Source organism: Pelagibacterium lentulum (genome assembly GCF_003992625.1).
Classification (GTDB): Bacteria; Pseudomonadota; Alphaproteobacteria; order Rhizobiales; family Devosiaceae; genus Pelagibacterium; species Pelagibacterium lentulum.
In genome coordinates this window covers 127,543-143,347 of sequence record NZ_RZMW01000041.1, presented here as the reverse complement: position 1 = coordinate 143,347, position 15,805 = coordinate 127,543, and the positions used below count along the sequence as shown (strand labels likewise).

Annotated in this window: 15 protein-coding genes; 11 read left to right on the top strand and 4 right to left on the bottom strand. The window is 58.2% G+C overall.

Annotated features, from left to right (window positions below):
* The first annotated feature begins 29 nt into the window (after positions 1-29).
* Positions 30-788 (top strand): cobalt-precorrin-6A reductase, encoded by a 759-nt coding sequence (locus tag EO133_RS14345; protein WP_127073331.1) that lies wholly within the window; start codon positions 30-32, stop codon positions 786-788.
* Here EO133_RS14345 and EO133_RS14340 read toward each other — a convergent pair.
* The 3 genes from EO133_RS14340 to EO133_RS14330 form a co-directional block, all read right to left on the bottom strand.
* Positions 767-1,756, bottom strand: a complete 990-nt coding sequence (locus EO133_RS14340; protein ID WP_127073330.1) for a cobalamin biosynthesis protein — start codon at positions 1,754-1,756, stop codon at positions 767-769. The two genes, EO133_RS14345 and EO133_RS14340, sit on opposite strands and share 22 nt — an antisense overlap.
* A 61-nt stretch (positions 1,757-1,817) precedes the next feature.
* Positions 1,818-2,702: a hypothetical protein gene (locus tag EO133_RS14335; RefSeq protein WP_127073329.1), complete on the bottom strand. Its 885-nt coding sequence runs from the start codon at positions 2,700-2,702 to the stop codon at positions 1,818-1,820.
* A 1-nt stretch (position 2,703) separates the two neighbouring features.
* Entirely contained in the window at positions 2,704-3,723 is a 1,020-nt protein-coding gene (locus EO133_RS14330) for a LacI family DNA-binding transcriptional regulator (RefSeq protein ID WP_127073328.1), read from the bottom strand.
* A 128-nt stretch (positions 3,724-3,851) separates the two neighbouring features.
* Here EO133_RS14330 and EO133_RS14325 point away from each other — a divergent pair, with 128 nt between their 5' ends.
* The 10 genes from EO133_RS14325 to EO133_RS14280 all read left to right on the top strand — a co-directional run bounded on the left by EO133_RS14325 (position 3,852) and on the right by EO133_RS14280 (position 15,160).
* Entirely contained in the window at positions 3,852-4,343 is a 492-nt protein-coding gene (locus EO133_RS14325; protein ID WP_127073327.1) for a hypothetical protein, read from the top strand.
* A 76-nt stretch (positions 4,344-4,419) separates the two neighbouring features.
* Entirely contained in the window at positions 4,420-5,874 is a 1,455-nt protein-coding gene (locus EO133_RS14320; RefSeq protein WP_244640600.1) for a mannose-1-phosphate guanylyltransferase/mannose-6-phosphate isomerase, read from the top strand.
* Positions 5,875-5,965: 91 nt separating this feature from the next.
* A complete protein-coding gene (locus EO133_RS14315; protein WP_127073326.1) occupies positions 5,966-6,919 on the top strand; it encodes a sugar-binding transcriptional regulator in 954 nt (317 codons plus the stop codon).
* Between the two features lie 204 nt (positions 6,920-7,123).
* Positions 7,124-8,434 (top strand): ABC transporter substrate-binding protein, encoded by a 1,311-nt coding sequence (locus tag EO133_RS14310; protein ID WP_127073325.1) that lies wholly within the window; start codon positions 7,124-7,126, stop codon positions 8,432-8,434.
* Positions 8,435-8,600: 166 nt separating this feature from the next.
* Positions 8,601-9,473, top strand: a complete 873-nt coding sequence (locus tag EO133_RS14305; RefSeq protein ID WP_127073324.1) for a carbohydrate ABC transporter permease — start codon at positions 8,601-8,603, stop codon at positions 9,471-9,473.
* Between the two features lie 10 nt (positions 9,474-9,483).
* Positions 9,484-10,314 carry a carbohydrate ABC transporter permease gene (locus EO133_RS14300; RefSeq protein ID WP_127073323.1) on the top strand — a complete coding sequence of 277 codons (831 nt, stop codon included), beginning with the start codon at positions 9,484-9,486 and terminating at the stop codon, positions 10,312-10,314.
* A gap of 12 nt (positions 10,315-10,326) precedes the next feature.
* On the top strand, positions 10,327-11,325 hold the full coding sequence (locus EO133_RS14295) for an ABC transporter ATP-binding protein (protein WP_127073322.1): 999 nt from the start codon (positions 10,327-10,329) through the stop codon (positions 11,323-11,325).
* 48 nt (positions 11,326-11,373) lie between these two features.
* On the top strand, positions 11,374-12,849 hold the full coding sequence (locus EO133_RS14290) for a mannitol dehydrogenase family protein (RefSeq protein ID WP_127073321.1): 1,476 nt from the start codon (positions 11,374-11,376) through the stop codon (positions 12,847-12,849).
* Positions 12,850-12,851: 2 nt separating this feature from the next.
* Entirely contained in the window at positions 12,852-13,565 is a 714-nt protein-coding gene (locus EO133_RS14285; protein WP_127073320.1) for an HAD family hydrolase, read from the top strand.
* A gap of 11 nt (positions 13,566-13,576) precedes the next feature.
* Complete coding sequence (locus tag EO133_RS14280; protein ID WP_127073319.1) at positions 13,577-15,160, top strand: FGGY-family carbohydrate kinase; 1,584 nt, start codon at positions 13,577-13,579, stop codon at positions 15,158-15,160.
* A 2-nt stretch (positions 15,161-15,162) separates the two neighbouring features.
* On the opposite strand, the gene upp is transcribed toward EO133_RS14280, so the two are convergent.
* Positions 15,163-15,792, bottom strand: a complete 630-nt coding sequence (upp, locus tag EO133_RS14275) for a uracil phosphoribosyltransferase (RefSeq protein ID WP_127073318.1) — start codon at positions 15,790-15,792, stop codon at positions 15,163-15,165.
* Positions 15,793-15,805 lie beyond the last annotated feature (13 nt).

Genomic DNA, 15,805 nt, shown 5'->3' with positions numbered 1-15,805 from the left:
TTGTCGCTAGCGTTGTATAGGACTGGACCATGACCCAGAGCAATGGCGTTGCAAACCCAATTCTGATCCTTGGCGGCACCGGCGAGGCGCGCGCGCTGGCCGCTGCGCTGGTTCAATCGGGGCGACGGGTGATGTCCTCGCTGGCTGGGCGCACGGCCAATCCGTTAATGCCCGAGGGCGAAGTGCGTATCGGTGGTTTTGGCGGCGTTGAGGGCCTTGCCCGCTATCTGCGAGATGAGCGCATTGGGCTTTTGATCGATGCCACCCATCCTTTCGCGGCACAGATTTCGGCAAATGCGGTGGCGGCGGCCAAAGTGGCAGATGTGCCGCTGGTTCGGCTCGAGCGCCCGCAATGGCTATGCCCGCGCGGGGCTGAATGGATCGAGGTCGAGGAAATGGCGCAGGCAGCCGATGTTCTGCCGGCGGGTGCAAACGTGTTTCTGGCAATCGGCCGGCAGGAGATTGCGAGCTTTTTTCACCGCACCGATTGCCGCTTTACCGCACGGGTAATCGAACCGCCCGAAACTGCGCCAGAGGGCTGGACGATTATTGGCGCGCGCGGACCGTTTCCAGTTCAGGCGGAAATCGATCTGCTTGCCCTGCATGGCTTTACCCATATGGTCGCGAAAAATTCAGGCGCCGCGGCCAGCCATGACAAGATCTTGGCGGCGGCAGAACTGGGCATTCCGGTTGTGATGGTCAAGCGACCAAGCCTGCCGCCTGCGCGCAGCTTTGAGAGTGTCAAAACGCTGCTCGACTATATCGATCAGGCAGGCTTGCCGAACTGATCGGGCAGGATGGGCGTATCGGCCCGGCCAATGGCACATGTGGCGTATGACGATTTCTGCTTGGGCACGAGGATGGCCCCGGCTTTCAGCGCTATGGCTTCGCAAACCCCGGCCAGCCCGGTCTTGTCTTCGACACTAACGGAGGGCGTTGCCAGCCGTTTTTGTTCCGCTACCAGCATCCGCTTGGGGAAAACGCGGATGGGGCGGGAGAAATGCTCGGCGGTGGCAAGCAAAGCGGGGTGGCTGGCAAGACCATCGAGCGTTGCAAGTGCGGAGATGGCGGCGGGGGAAAGATTTTCGGCAGCCAGGGCCTGCTCGATCAGTGCTATCACCTCCTCGGGCGCCGCGCTCGACGCAAAACCCAGCCCGACAACCAGATTTTGCGGGTGAATCACAAGTTCGGGGCCGGCATAGATTTTTTCGGTGATGATGAGCTTTTGACTGCCTTGGGGATCGACCGGATAGCCTGCCAGCGACAGCCAGCCCGAGGAGCCCGAAACGCAGAGCTTTTCGCCATTGAGCAGCGCTGCCATGACGGGACGCAGCGCCTGTGGGTTGGCGAGCACATAGCCCGGTGGGAGATCATCGAGCGCAAAATCATAAAGCGTGTCGGAAAAAGAAGTGATGGCAGCGGTACCGCGAAAGCCTTCCGCAATCCAGCGCGCCAGCGCATTGGCGCCGCGGTGACTCCCCAGCAGCGGAACCGCCATCTTGCCGTCAGCCGAGACTGCTACGACGGGCGGCTCGGAGACTTTTTCGCCTATGTCGGTTCCGATAAGCCGGATCAGAACCCCCGCTGCACAAACCCCGATAATCGGCGTGCGGGCGGCGTAGGCCTTGCTGACCAGAACCGCCGCATCCTCACGACCGGTGCCGCACATATGAACCGGGGAAGCGAGCAATTGGGCAACATGGCGGGCAATTTCATCACCCTTAGGGCCCATGGAAAAAACGAGGGGGGTCTTCACGATTGGTCGATATCAAACTTGATTGTGAGGGAAAGGTTTTCTTGGCTCTTAGCACAGACATTCAGACGCCGACAATCCAGCCTTCCTCGCTAATTGCAATCCGATAGGTTGCATCGTCCATATGGCTCGGACGCGCCAGAAGCGAGACGAGCGTGCCGTTTCGATCAGCATTTGCAAAATCCGCGACCACAGCTTCGACCTGGGCGCGATCCTTTATCACGCCGTCCGGTTTCTCCTTTAGATGCAGTGACGGATAAATCTCGGCAAGGATAATGGGCCGGGAGAGGTTGTCGGCAAAATCGGTCTCGAACGGCCAGATGGCAATGTGATCGGCCAGGTCTCGTCGCTTTCGCAGGTGTTCCAGCCAGGCGATGCCCAGAAGCGCTTGCGATCCAACGCTGCCCGCACCCATCAATTGCCAGACCGTCTTGGTCTTGGGCGAAAGCATTTCGACGCGACGACGGATGGCGAGGGCCGGGTCGGTGACGGGTGGGCGCTTTAGCGTGAGATGCGAATAGCTGCGTTGATACGGGTGCCCCCAAAACCGTGTCTTGCCGCTATCGAGGCGCTGGTTGAAAAGATTGGCAACCGCGAACCGATTGGAGCGGTTCTTTTCGTCGTCCTCAATAAGACGGGAAAGCGCACGCCAGAGCGATTGCCAGCCGGGCGTGCCGGTCAGCAATGTTGCCGCACCCGCCGGATAGGCAAAGGGAAAGTCAAAGCCGATCAGCACCCGTTCATCGTTATGCAACGCATCGCGCGAAATCTGCGCAATGTGTTCCATTGCCTGATACCGGGTTGGCGGATTTTGTAAGGCAGTCGGCAAAATGTCGCCGTCGCGATAACGGCCATGCGCAATCCAGATCGAATCGGCCCCGGTTTTCCGGCTATTGGCCGCCGACCAGTCGACAGCGACATAATGATCGAAAAGTGCGGAACGCGGCACGCTATTTCAGACGTTTCACGCTGTCGCGCGGGATCAGGTGCACCGGAAGTTCCACAATGGTTTGCTGGACATCGGCAGGGCTCTCGATCAGCCCCAAAAGCAGCGACATGGCCTGGCGGCCCATTTCCTCTTTAGGCTGATGCAGCGTTGTCAGCGCGGGGATATAGCAATCGGCAAGAACAATGTCGTCGAACCCGACAACCGATACATCCTCGGGAACCGACACGCCATACTTGGACAATTGAGACATGAAGCCCATTGCCGATTCATCGTTGCCGCAAAAAACCGCAGTGGGCCGATCCTTGAGCGAAAGATAGCTTTGTGCCGCCGCGCGTCCGCCGGGGGAACTGAACCCGCCTTCCAGGAAATATTCCTCGCGCACCGTCAAGCCGGCTTCGGCCATTGCGCGGCGGAAACCGTTGGCGCGGGCGCGGCGCACTGGCATACGATGCGGGCCATAGGCGTGCGCGATTTTCCGGTGACCCATCTCGATCAGATGCCGCCCTGCCAGATAGCCGGCATGCTCGTTGTCAATCAAAATTTGCGGCACCCTGACATGCCCGCGCTCTTCGCACATGGCAACGATGGGTGGATGGCCCGAATAAAGCTTTTCGAGAAGATCATAATCGTCGTCCGACATTTCGTAGCCGGAAAGAACGATTACACCATCCACCTTGGCCGTGCGAAGCTGGTTGAAAATCAATTCCTTGGTACCGCCAGGGCTGGGGTTGGTGATGGTGATCGCATAGTTGGATGCTTCCGCGCGCCGCTGCACGCCCCGAAACAGTTCAGAATAATAGATATTGCCGATGTCATGTGCGACGACCAGCACCGAATGGGCGCGCTGCATTTTGAAATTGCGTGCGGTTTCGCTCTGAACGTAATGGAGCGCCTCGACGGCTTCCTCGACCCGCATGCGGGTTTTTTCTGTTACCGACGCCGGCATATTGAGCGCGCGCGAAACGGTTGCCGTGGACACCCCAGCATGCCGCGCTACATCACCGATCGAAGGTCGTTTCACGAAAATCCCCCAGTTTTGAAATCCTTTTTACAAGAGATCGTCGTAAAGCGGAACCGTGCGCGTTTGGCCATCGGCTGTTCAAGCCAATTTCCCTTGCAGCCGCCTCAAAGCGGCGGCATTTTCTTCCCATGATTCGCGTTCTGGCTTTGCTTTCGGTTCTGCTTGGCTCGGCTGCCCCATTGTGGGCGGCTGACTGGCATCGCTATGTCAATCCGCGCTTTGGCGCTGCCGTTGATATTCCGTCCGATTTCCGGGCCGATGGGGTGCCTGCCAATGTGCAGGGCGATGGGCGGCTGTTTCGCGCCGCCAACGGCCGCTCGACAATCTCGGTCTGGGGCGAGCCGATCAATGGCCTGGAATTTTCCGATCATATGCGCCGGCGCATCGCGAGTGACGAGGCCGATGGCTGGGGTGTGACTTATCGTTCGCAAACCCCCGACTGGGCCGCATGGAGCGGCACGCGTGCCGGCTTTGTCTTTTATGCCAAGTCGATTTCAACCTGCGATGGGCGCCAGGCTGCCAATGTAAGGCTGGTTTATCCCGCGCTCGATATTCCGCGCTTCGATGCCATTGCAAATCGGCTGGGCGCCAGCCTTGGCCAGGACGGCGCCTGTTTTTGAAACCAACGGTTTCGCTTGGCAGGCAAAAGGCGCTAAGTTGCCCCCATAGAACATGATTTTTGTGAAAGGCGGCCAAATGCGTGCTGCACATATGGATGGCGCTGGACCCAACGATACCATTGTGCCGGTTATTCTCGCTGGCGGGCAGGGCACGAGATTGTGGCCAATGTCGCGCGCAGCGCGGCCAAAACAATTCCTCTCGCTCGATGGGGCCATGAGCCTTTTTCAGCAGACGCTAAAGCGCGTAGCCGACCCGGCCCGCTATGGAGCGCCCATCGTCATCACACATCACGACTATAGGTTTCTTGTCGCAGAGCAGGCCCAAGAGATCGGGATCAATCCGGCAGCCATTTTGCTTGAACCGATGGCGCGCAATACTGCCCCTGCGATTACCGCCGCAACTCTTTACGCGCAAAAGGAAAATCCGGGCGCCGTTCTTCATATCCTGCCCTCGGACCATGCGCTGGCAACCGAGCCGGGCTATTTTGCGGCGCTGGAGACCGCGCGCAGGGCAGCCGAGAATGGTGCTCTTGTCACATTCGGGGTGACGCCTACCGCGCCGGAAACCGGTTATGGCTATATAGAAATCGGTGCCGAGCGCACCAAGGGCGTCAACGATGTCGCCCGCTTTGTAGAAAAGCCTGACAGCGAGACGGCCCAGCATATGCTCGATGCTGGCACCTATGTCTGGAATTCCGGCATGTTTGTTTTTGAGGCGAACACGTTCCTTGAGGAAGTGGCCGCGCTCGCGCCCGAGGTTCTTGCTGGTGCAAAGGCAGCGATAGCGCAAGGCGCAGTCGATCTCGACTTTTTCCGCCTCGACGCCAAGGCCTTTGAGGCAGCACCATCGATCTCGGTCGACTATGCGATCTTTGAAAAGTCCAGTTCTGTTGCCGTCGTGCCGGTGAGTTTCGATTGGTCCGATCTGGGCAGTTGGGACGCGGTGTGGAAAACCGGCGCACAGGACGCCAAGGGCAATGTCGGCGCCAAGAACGTGCTTTTTTCCGACAGCAATGGCTCACTTGTTTTGAGCGAAAAGGCCCATGTGGTGCTCGACGGGCTCGATGGTGTGGTGCTTGTGGCAAGCGAGGACGCGATTTATGCCGGACGGCTCGATCGTGCGCAAAATGTCGGCAATATCGTCAAGCAACTCAAGTCGGACGCAAAAACCGCGCCGCTGACCCAAACGCACACCACGGACTATAGGCCGTGGGGCGGATATACATCAGTGCTGATGGGCGAGCGGTTCCAGGTCAAGCGTCTATTTGTCAAACCCGGCAAGAAGCTCTCGCTTCAACGCCACCATCACCGCTCCGAACACTGGATTGTGGTGAGCGGCACCGCCGAAGTCACGATCGATGGCAAGATGCGCATGGTGACGGAGAACGAGTCGGTCTATCTGCCCGTGGGTTGCGAACATCGCCTGGGCAATCCGGGCAAGATCCTGCTCGAATTAATCGAGGTGCAGACCGGCTCCTATCTCGGGGAGGATGATATTGTCCGCATTGAGGATGCTTTCGGTCGTACTTGAGCATTTGCTATTATGTTTGGCATAAGCGCATAACACTTTTGCTGGTCCTTTACAGTGTGCGATTGTAAAACCGGACTAGGAGGACGTTGGTTTGGCCGGACGAAACGATATCGGAAAAAGTAAACTCGACGAGGCCGCCCGTGCGGGCTGGCTCTATTATGTCGCGGGCAATACCCAGGACGAAATCGCAGTCAAGCTGGGGGTGTCGCGCCAAAGCGCGCAACGGCTCGTTTCGCTCGCGATTTCGGAAAAACTCGTCAAGGTGCGGCTCGATCATCCCATAGCCGATTGCATGGACCTAGCTGAAAAATTACGCACGACCTTCGCGCTCGACCATGTAGAAGTGGTGCCGTCCGATCCCTCTCATCTCAATCCGACGCTGGGCGTCGCCGATGCGCTCGCTGCCGAAATCGAGCGCGTGCTCGCGCGGGTCGAACCGGTAATAATGGGGGTCGGGACCGGCCGCACACTCAAAGCGGCAGTGGATCTCTTGAGCACTATGGATTGCCCGCACCATCAGATCGTTTCGATAGCGGGCAATATCGCGCCCGATGGCTCTGCGGCCTTTTACAATGTGATTTTCAATATCGCCGATAAGGTCAAAGCCCGCAGTTTTCCTATGCCTTTGCCGGTTATCGCGGCCAGTGCGCGCGAGCGCGAATTGCTCCATGAGCAGGCCAGCATAAAAAACACGCTGGCGCTTGCCGCCAGGGCCAGCGTCACTTTTGTGGGCGTCGGCGATCTGGGGCCAAACGCGCCGCTATATGAGGATGGGTTCGTTACGCGCGACGAACTCAAGGCGCTGCAAAAGGCCGGTGGCGTCGGCGAGATGCTGGGCTGGATTTTTGATTCTCAGGGCAATCTGATCGACGGCATGACAAATGACCGGGTGGCCAGTGCGCCGATTCCGAGCCGGGAAACCTCGCTGGTGGTTGCGGCCGCGCGCGGCTCCAACAAGGTCGAAGCGGTCAAGGCTGCCGTGCGGCGTCGGCTCGTCAACGGCCTGATTACCGACGAAGATATGGCGCGCGCGCTGCTCGTATAGCAACATTATTCATACATTTTCTCGAGTGCATGGCCACCTGCCCGCGCGGGGCGTGTGGACGCTGATCTATGCGCCAAGAGGTCGTGAAGGCGGTCGCGTGGGCGCCGGACTGAAAAATTGCCCTTGACTTCTCATGTTCATTTATGAGTAATTGCCCATGCGTATAGCAAATGCTCACAAATGGGCATATGGGAGGTTTTACCAATGAAACTGTCTTCACTCGTTCTCGGGTCGTGCTCGCTCGTTGTCCTGGCGGCAACGGCGCAGGCCCAATCCCTGACCATCGCAACCGTGAATAATGGCGACATGATTCGCATGCAGGCACTCTCGCCCCAGTTCACAGAAGAAACCGGCATCGCGCTCGATTGGGTTATTCTCGAAGAAAATATCCTGCGTCAGCGCGTCACCACCGACATTGCGACCCAGGGCGGCCAATATGACATAATGACCATCGGTGCTTATGAAACCCCGATCTGGGCGGCGCAGGGCTGGCTCGCGCCGCTGGATGGTCTGGGCGGCGATTATGACATCGATGACCTGCTGCCCGCAGTGCGCCAGGCATTGACGGTGGATGGACAGCTCTATGCGGCGCCATTTTATGCTGAAAGCGCGATGATCATGTATCGCACGGACTTGTTTGAGCAAGCAGGGCTGGACATGCCGGAAGCCCCGACATGGGATTTTATCGCCGACGCCGCCCGTCAGATTACCGACCGGGACGCTGAAATTTATGGCATCTGTCTGCGTGGCCGTGCCGGGTGGGGCGAGAACATGGCGTTCCTGACAGCCCTTGCCAATTCCTACGGAGCGCGTTGGTTCGATATGGATTGGGAGCCCCAGTTTGACAGTCCTGAATGGAATGAGGCGCTCAATTTATACGTCGATCTGATGACCGAAGCCGGCCCTCCGGGGGCATCGTCTAACGGGTTTAACGAAAATCTGGCGCTGTTCCAGCAGGGGCGTTGCGGCATGTGGATGGACGCGACCGTTGCGGCATCCTTTGTGACCAATCCCGATGAGTCCGAAGTTGCCGACAGCGTAGGCTATGCCCTATTCCCAACGCATAATAACTTCGGCAACCATGGCAATTGGCTCTGGGTCTGGTCGCTGGGCATCCCTGCAAGCTCGCAGAATGCGGATGCCGCCCAACAATTCCTCGCCTGGGCGACTTCCAAGGATTATCTTGAACTGGTTGCCAGCCAGGAAGGTTGGGCAAATGTGCCTCCCGGCACCCGCACCTCGCTCTATGAGAACCCTGCATATATCGAGGCAGCGCCCTTTGCCGGAATGACGCTCGATGCGATGAATTCGGCAAATACTTCCAACTCCTCGGTTCAGGACGTGCCCTACTCGGGTGGTCAGTTCGTAGCGATCCCTGAATTCCAGGGTATCGGCACGGCGGTTGGCCAGATATTCTCGGCGGCTCTTGCTGGCCAGACATCGGTTGACCAGGCTCTCCAGCAGGCCCAGCAGATAACCCGTATGGAAATGGATCGCAGCGGCTACTACCGGTAGTCGGCTCCTCCCCGAAAGGGCCGGTGCAACGACGTTGGCCCTTTCCCCTTTTTGAACGAACATTGGTTTCCGAAAATGTCCGCGCATAAGGTGACGGGCACAAGGTGAACGGCATCGCTCGCGACGCGCTTTCGCGACGATGCGGTTGCAACCGGGAGATATGATCATGGCAACCCAACAGACCCAGACCGCGGCCCGTCTCATGATGTCGCCGGCAGTGCTATTGCTGCTTGCCTGGATGCTGATCCCGCTCTCGATGACGCTGTATTTCTCATTCCAGCGCTACAATCTGCTGATGCCCGGTATGGAATATTTCACCGGGCTGGACAATTACCGCTACTTTTTCGCCAATCCCAATTTCTGGGCCGCACTGACCAATACGCTGGTGCTGGTCGGTGGAGTTCTGGCCATCACCCTGATCGGGGGAACGCTTCTGGCCCTTTTGCTCGATCAGCCGATTTTCGGGCAAGGCATCGTGCGGCTGCTGGTGATCGCGCCGTTCTTTGTCATGCCGACCGTTTCTGCGCTTGTGTGGAAGAACATGATGATGCACCCGGTCAACGGGCTGTTTTCCTTCATTGCGCGTGTTTTTGGCGTTCAGCCACTCGATTGGTTCGGGCAAGTGCCCATGCTTTCGATTATCCTGATCGTCTCCTGGCAATGGTTACCCTTTGCCACGCTGATCATTCTCACCGCGCTGCAATCGCTCGATGAAGAGCAAAAGGAAGCCGCGGGCATGGACGGTGCCGGGCCGCTGTCGCTGTTCTTCTATATCATCTTGCCGCATCTGGCGCGCGCGATCACGGTCGTGATGCTGATCCAGACCATCTTCCTGCTCTCGATCTTTGCGGAAATTTTCGTCACCACGGCTGGCGGTCCGGGCGTCGCGACCACCAACCTCACATTCCTGATCTATATCCAATCGCTGCTGCAATTTGACGTCGGGCTGGCGTCCGCCGGTGGCATTGTTGCGGTCATCCTGGCCAATATCGTTGCGCTCTTTCTATTGCGCATCGTCGGTCGCAACCTGGACGCGTAAGGAGAGGGAAATGGCACGCACAATTTCAACCCGTCGCAAGGTCATTGTTTCAGCCATTGCGTGGCTGATCGGATTGACTCTGTTTTTCCCGATCCTCTGGACGTTTTTGACCAGCTTCAAGACCGAAGGGACCGCGATTGCCATGCCGCCGCGCTTCCTGTTTTTTGACTGGACGCTGGAAAATTACCAAACCGTGCAGACGCGCTCGAACTATTTCCGTCACTTTTCCAATTCGGTGATTACGGCGGTCGGTTCGACCATAATCGGGCTCATAATCGCCATTCCGGCGGCTTGGGCGATGGCGTTTTCCCCGACCAAGCGCACAAAGGATGTGCTCTTGTGGATGCTCTCGACCAAGATGCTGCCCGCCGTTGGCGTTCTGGTGCCGATTTATCTGATCTTCCGCGACCTGCGCCTGCTCGACACCCATATCGGTTTGATCATCGTCCTGACCATGATCAACCTGCCGATCATCGTCTGGATGCTCTATACCTATTTCAAGGAGATTCCGGTCGATATTCTGGAAGCCTCGCGTATGGATGGCGCCAGTCTGCGCCAGGAAATCATCTATGTGCTGACGCCAATGGCCATCCCCGGCATCGCCTCGACAATGCTGCTCAACATCATTCTTGCCTGGAACGAAGCCTTCTGGACGCTCAACCTCACAACGACACGCGCAGCGCCGCTGACCGCGTTCATTGCGTCCTATTCATCGCCCGAGGGTCTGTTCTGGGCAAAACTCTCGGCAGCCTCAACGCTTGCCATCGCGCCCATTCTGATCATGGGCTGGTTCAGCCAGAAGCAGCTTGTGCGTGGCCTCACATTCGGCGCCGTAAAGTAAGGAATTTTCGATATGGGTTCGATTTCACTTCAAAATGTTAGCAAGAATTTCGGCGGCGTCACGGTCATTCCCGATATTTCGCTTGAAATCGAAGACGGGCAGTTCGTGGTCTTTGTCGGACCGTCAGGCTGTGGGAAGTCGACACTTCTGCGCCTGATTGCCGGGCTGGAAGATGTGTCGGGCGGTGTGATCCAAATCGACGGGCAGGACATGACCAGGACGGCACCCGCCCAGCGCAAGCTGTCGATGGTGTTCCAGTCCTATGCGCTCTACCCCCATATGAGCGTGCGCGGCAATATTGCCTTCCCGCTCAAGATGGAAGGCGCGGACAAGGAGACGATCGACAAGGCGGTGAACAACGCCGCATCGATCCTTAACCTGACCGATTATCTCGATCGTAAGCCGCGCCAGCTTTCGGGCGGCCAGCGCCAGCGTGTCGCGATCGGTCGCGCCATCGTGCGTCAACCCAAGGCTTTCCTTTTCGACGAGCCGCTCTCCAATCTCGATGCCGCGTTGCGCGTCAACATGCGGCTTGAGATCTCCGAGTTGCATAAAAAACTCAAGACCACGATGGTCTATGTGACCCACGATCAGGTGGAAGCCATGACTATGGCCGACAAGATCGTCGTGCTCAATGCTGGCAATATTGAACAGTACGGCACGCCACTTGAACTCTATACAAAGCCGGCCAACAGGTTTGTCGCCGGTTTTATCGGCTCACCGCGGATGAACTTCATTGAGGGGGACGAGGCGAAAAAAATGGGCGCACATACCGTTGGCGTGCGACCCGAACACCTGTCACCATCGAAAACCGAGGGGCTGTGGGCGGGCACGGTCGGTGTTGCCGAACATCTGGGCTCCGATACTTTCCTTTACGTGCATGTAGATGACGTGGGCCAGATAACGGTGCGCGCCTCGGGTGATGTCGCCTTCCACAGCGGCGAAACCGTCTACATGACCCCAATGGACGGACGGCTCTATAAGTTCGACGCGCAGGGACAGGCAATCTGAGGACCGAAGGACCTGATGTCTGGACTGCGCTGAAACAGGAAAAATGTGATGAGTATCAAGCTATCCGCCACCACATTGACGGATCTGCCAGACACCGTATCGGGTCCCGGATTTGCGCGCGAGGACATCACCGCCGGTATCGTTCATTTCGGAGTAGGCAATTTTCATCGGGCCCATCAGGCAGCATATCTCAATGACTTGTTTGCAATGGGTGAAAGTCGCGATTTCGGCATAATCGGGGCCGGTGTGCGTCAGTCCGATGCGAAGATGCGCGAGGTGCTTGCTGCGCAGGACTACCTGACGACGCTTGTGGAACAGGAAGCAACGAGCACAACGGCCCGCGTTCTGGCGCCGATGCTCGATTATATCGACCCCAATGATCCCGAGGCGCTGATCGCAAGACTTGCCGATCCCCAGATTCGCATTGTCTCGCTGACCATCACCGAAGGCGGGTATTTTCTCGACGCCGCAGGCGCATTCGATGCCTCCCATCCCGAGATTGTTGCCGACGCGGCCAATATTGCAGCACCGAGAACCGTGTTCGGCCTTATCCTTGCCGGGCTGATCGCGCGCCGGGACAAGGGCATCGCGCCCTTTGCCGTGATGTGCTGCGATAACATTCCCCATAACGGCAAGGTGACCATGAACGCCATTGCCGGGCTGGCAGAAGTGTTTGATGCCGCGCTTGCGCGATGGGTGCGCGAGAATGTGTCCTTTCCCAATGGGATGGTGGACCGGATCACACCGGCAACCTCGGATCGCGAACGCGCGCTGCTCGAAACCCAATTTGGCGTTAAAGATGGCTGGCCGGTCTTTTGCGAAACCTTTACCCAATGGGTTCTGGAAGACGATTTTCCGCTCGGGCGGCCGGCGCTGGAAAAGGTGGGCGTAACCTTCGTACCCGATGTGGCGCCCTACGAACTGATGAAGCTGCGGATATTGAATGGCGGCCACGCGGCGATTGCCTATCCGGGGGCGCTGATGGATATCCACTTTGTCCATGAGGCGATGGAAGAACCGCTGATCGCTGCCTATCTGGCCAAATTGACAAGCGAAGAAATCATTCCGGTGGTTCCGCCGGTTCCCGACACCGATCTTGAGGCTTATCGGGCGCTGATTGCCGAGCGCTTCGCCAATCCCAAGATTGCCGACACCATCCAGCGCTTATGCCTGGATGGCTCCAACCGTCAGCCAAAGTTTATCCTGCCCTCAGTGATCGACCGGCTGGCGGTTGGACAAAATGTTACCGGGCTCGCGCTGGTCTCCGCGCTCTGGTGCCGCTATTGCTATGGGGCGACAGAATCCGGTGCGCCGATTGCCCCCAACGATCCGAACTGGGACCGTATAAAGGGCGCAGCCATTGCTGCAAAAGACGATCCCGATGCTTTCCTTTCCATGCACGATATTTTTGGAGCGCTGGCTGACGATACGGTGTATCGCGATGCCTTCGCAGCGGCCTTGCGCAAAGTCTGGGCCGATGGCACGCGCGAAACCTTGATTGCCTATCTCGAAGACCGGCTTTAGCGATGACAGGCGCAGCACCGCATATGCGCCCGAAAGGTCCGGCACCGGAGCTCGTGATTTTCGATTGCGACGGCGTTCTGGTCGATAGCGAACCGCTTGCCATAGCGGTTCTGACCGCGACGCTCGCCGAACTGGGCCTGAGCGTTGATGATGAAATGGCCTATGACCGGTTCTTGGGGCGTTCTTTTTCGACGATGACCGCAATTTTGCGCAAGGAGTTCGATTTGGAGCTCGCGCCCGGCACCGTTGAGACCATGCGGTCGAAATTGTTCGCGCGATTTGAGGCTGCGTTGTCCCCGGTTGCAGGGATCGGAAATGTGCTTGCCGGATTGGATATGCCCTTCTGCGTAGCCTCTTCGAGCCAGCCCGAACGCATAGCGCTCAGTCTCAAACTGACCGCGCTCGACACCTATTTCGGTAGCCATGTCTTTTCCGCCACCATGGTCGAGAACGGCAAGCCCGCGCCGGACCTGTTTCTCCTCGCGGCAAGGCAAATGGGGTTCTCCCCCGAAAAGTGCCTTGTGATCGAGGACAGTCCTGCGGGCATACTAGCGGCAAAGGCCGCGGGCATGAAAGTGTTCGGCTTTACCGGCGGGGGGCATGCCGAACCGGCGGGTCTGGATGAAAAATTGGCAATGCTTGAACCAGATTACATCTTCGCAGATATGCAGATGCTGCCCGATCTTTTACACTCCCCGCAACTTTTCGGGGAGTAGTAGGGAAGGCCATGGTTCTTGTCGCGGTGGATGTGGGCACCACGAGCGCGCGTGCCGGGGTGCTGGACAGGACCGGTTGCCTTTTGGCCCGGACGACCCAACCCATTCAGATTTCACGCCACGGCGCGGATCGGGCTGAACATCAATCCGAAGACATCTGGAATGCAGTCTGCAAGGCTGTGCGCGCAGCGGTTGACCGGGCGGCAATAAAGCCGGACGAGGTCATGGGCCTGAGCTATTCGGCGACCTGCTCGCTTGTGGTGCGGGATCGCGACGGCGCGCCCTTGCCGGTTGGACCCGAACAGGATGCCGCGTGGGATACGATTGTCTGGCTCGACCACAGGGCGGCCAAACAAGCGCGCCAGATCACTCTCGCCGGTCATAAGGTTCTCGATTTTGCCGGGGGTGTAATGTCCCCGGAAATGGAAATTCCTAAGCTGATGTGGCTCAAGACCAATATGCCACAAACATGGGACAAGATCGGCGCGCTCTACGACCTTGCCGATTTCCTGACGTTCAAATCCAGCGGTTCAATGGCGCGCTCACAATCCACATTGACGGCCAAATGGACCTATCTCGCGCATGAGAGCCAAGGCTGGCAGCGCGACTTTCTGGCGCTTTGCGGGCTGGACGACTTGCTGGAAAAGGGGAAATTGCCCGATAGGGCCACCCCGGTGGGGACCGATCTTGGACCGTTGACAGATGCGGCGGCAAAAGACCTGGGATTGACGACAAACTGCCGGGTTGGCGCGGGGATAATCGATGGGCATGCCGGTGCAATGGGTGTTCTGGCCGCGTTTGCCGGGGAAACGGCAAGCCTTGAGCGGCACCTGGGCTTGATTGCGGGGACCTCGAGCGCGGTGACGGCACTTAACCTGAACCCGCGCCCGGCGCGGGGGCTTTGGGGCCCATATTTTGGCGCGCTTTTGCCTGAGTGCTGGCTGATCGAGGGCGGTCAATCGGCATCGGGGGCGGCGCTCGACCACATAATTGCCACGCACGGCGCGGGCAGTGTGTCCAACCCCGAAATGCACGAAAAGATCATTGCCCGGATCAGTGAACTGCAAAGCCAGACAGGGGGGGAACTCGCGGCGCGCTTGCATGTCCTGCCCGATTTCCATGGCAACCGATCCCCGTTTGCCAACCCCGATGCCCTGGGCGTGATTTCGGGGCTGAACCTCGATGCCTCGTTTGATGGGCTGTGCGCGCTCTATTGGCGGACTTGCGTGGCAATCGCTTGCGGTATCCGGCAAATTCTCGAAACGCTCAATGCACAAGGCTATGAGATCGATACGCTCCATATTGCCGGTGGGCACACCCGTAATCCGCTGCTGATGGCGCTTTATGCCGATATGACCGGATGCGTTGTCAACGAAATGCCCGGAGCCGATGCCATGCTTTTGGGCACAGCCATTTCTGCCGCCAAAGCGGCCGGGCTGCATCCCGATCTGAAAAGCGCGGCCACGGCGATGGCACAAGAAGCGCTCCGGCGCGAACCGGACCCTTCACGCAAGGCGCGCTATGATGCCGATTTTGCAATTTTCAAAAAGATGCACGCCCATCGCGCTGAAATCGATGCGATGACCGCTCCGTAAACCTATCTGGTGCCGTACATCCGGTCGCCGGCATCGCCAAGGCCCGGCACGATATAGCCGTGATCGTTGAGCTTTTCATCCAGGCTGGCGGTGAAGATTGGCACGTCGGGATGGGCTTTGGTGAACCGCTCGACCCCCTCGGGGGCTGCCAGCAGGCACAGAAAGCGCAGATTGTTGGCGCCGCGATCCTTGAGCTTTTGCACAGCAGCAATCGCTGAATTGGCAGTCGCCAGCATGGGATCGACAACGATCACCAGTCGGTCGGCAGCGTCTGACGGTGCCTTGAAATAATATTCGATCGCTTCGAGGGTTTCAGGGTCGCGATAGAGCCCGATATGGGCAACGCGCGCCGAGGGCACCAGATCGAGCATGCCCTCAAGCAAACCTTCGCCCGCTCGCAGGATTGAGGCAAAGACGAGTTTTTTACCCTTGAGCGTTGGTGATTTGGTCGGCCCGACCGGGGTTTCGATATCAATCAGTTCGACTTCGAGGTCGCGGGTGACTTCATAGCAAAGCAAATGTGCGATCTCGCGCAGAAGGCGCCGGAAACTGGCGGTCGAGGTATCCTTGCAACGCATGATGGTGAGCTTGTGCTGGACAAGCGGGTGTTCGACGACGGTAAGGTTCTGCATGTGGTGCCGCTCT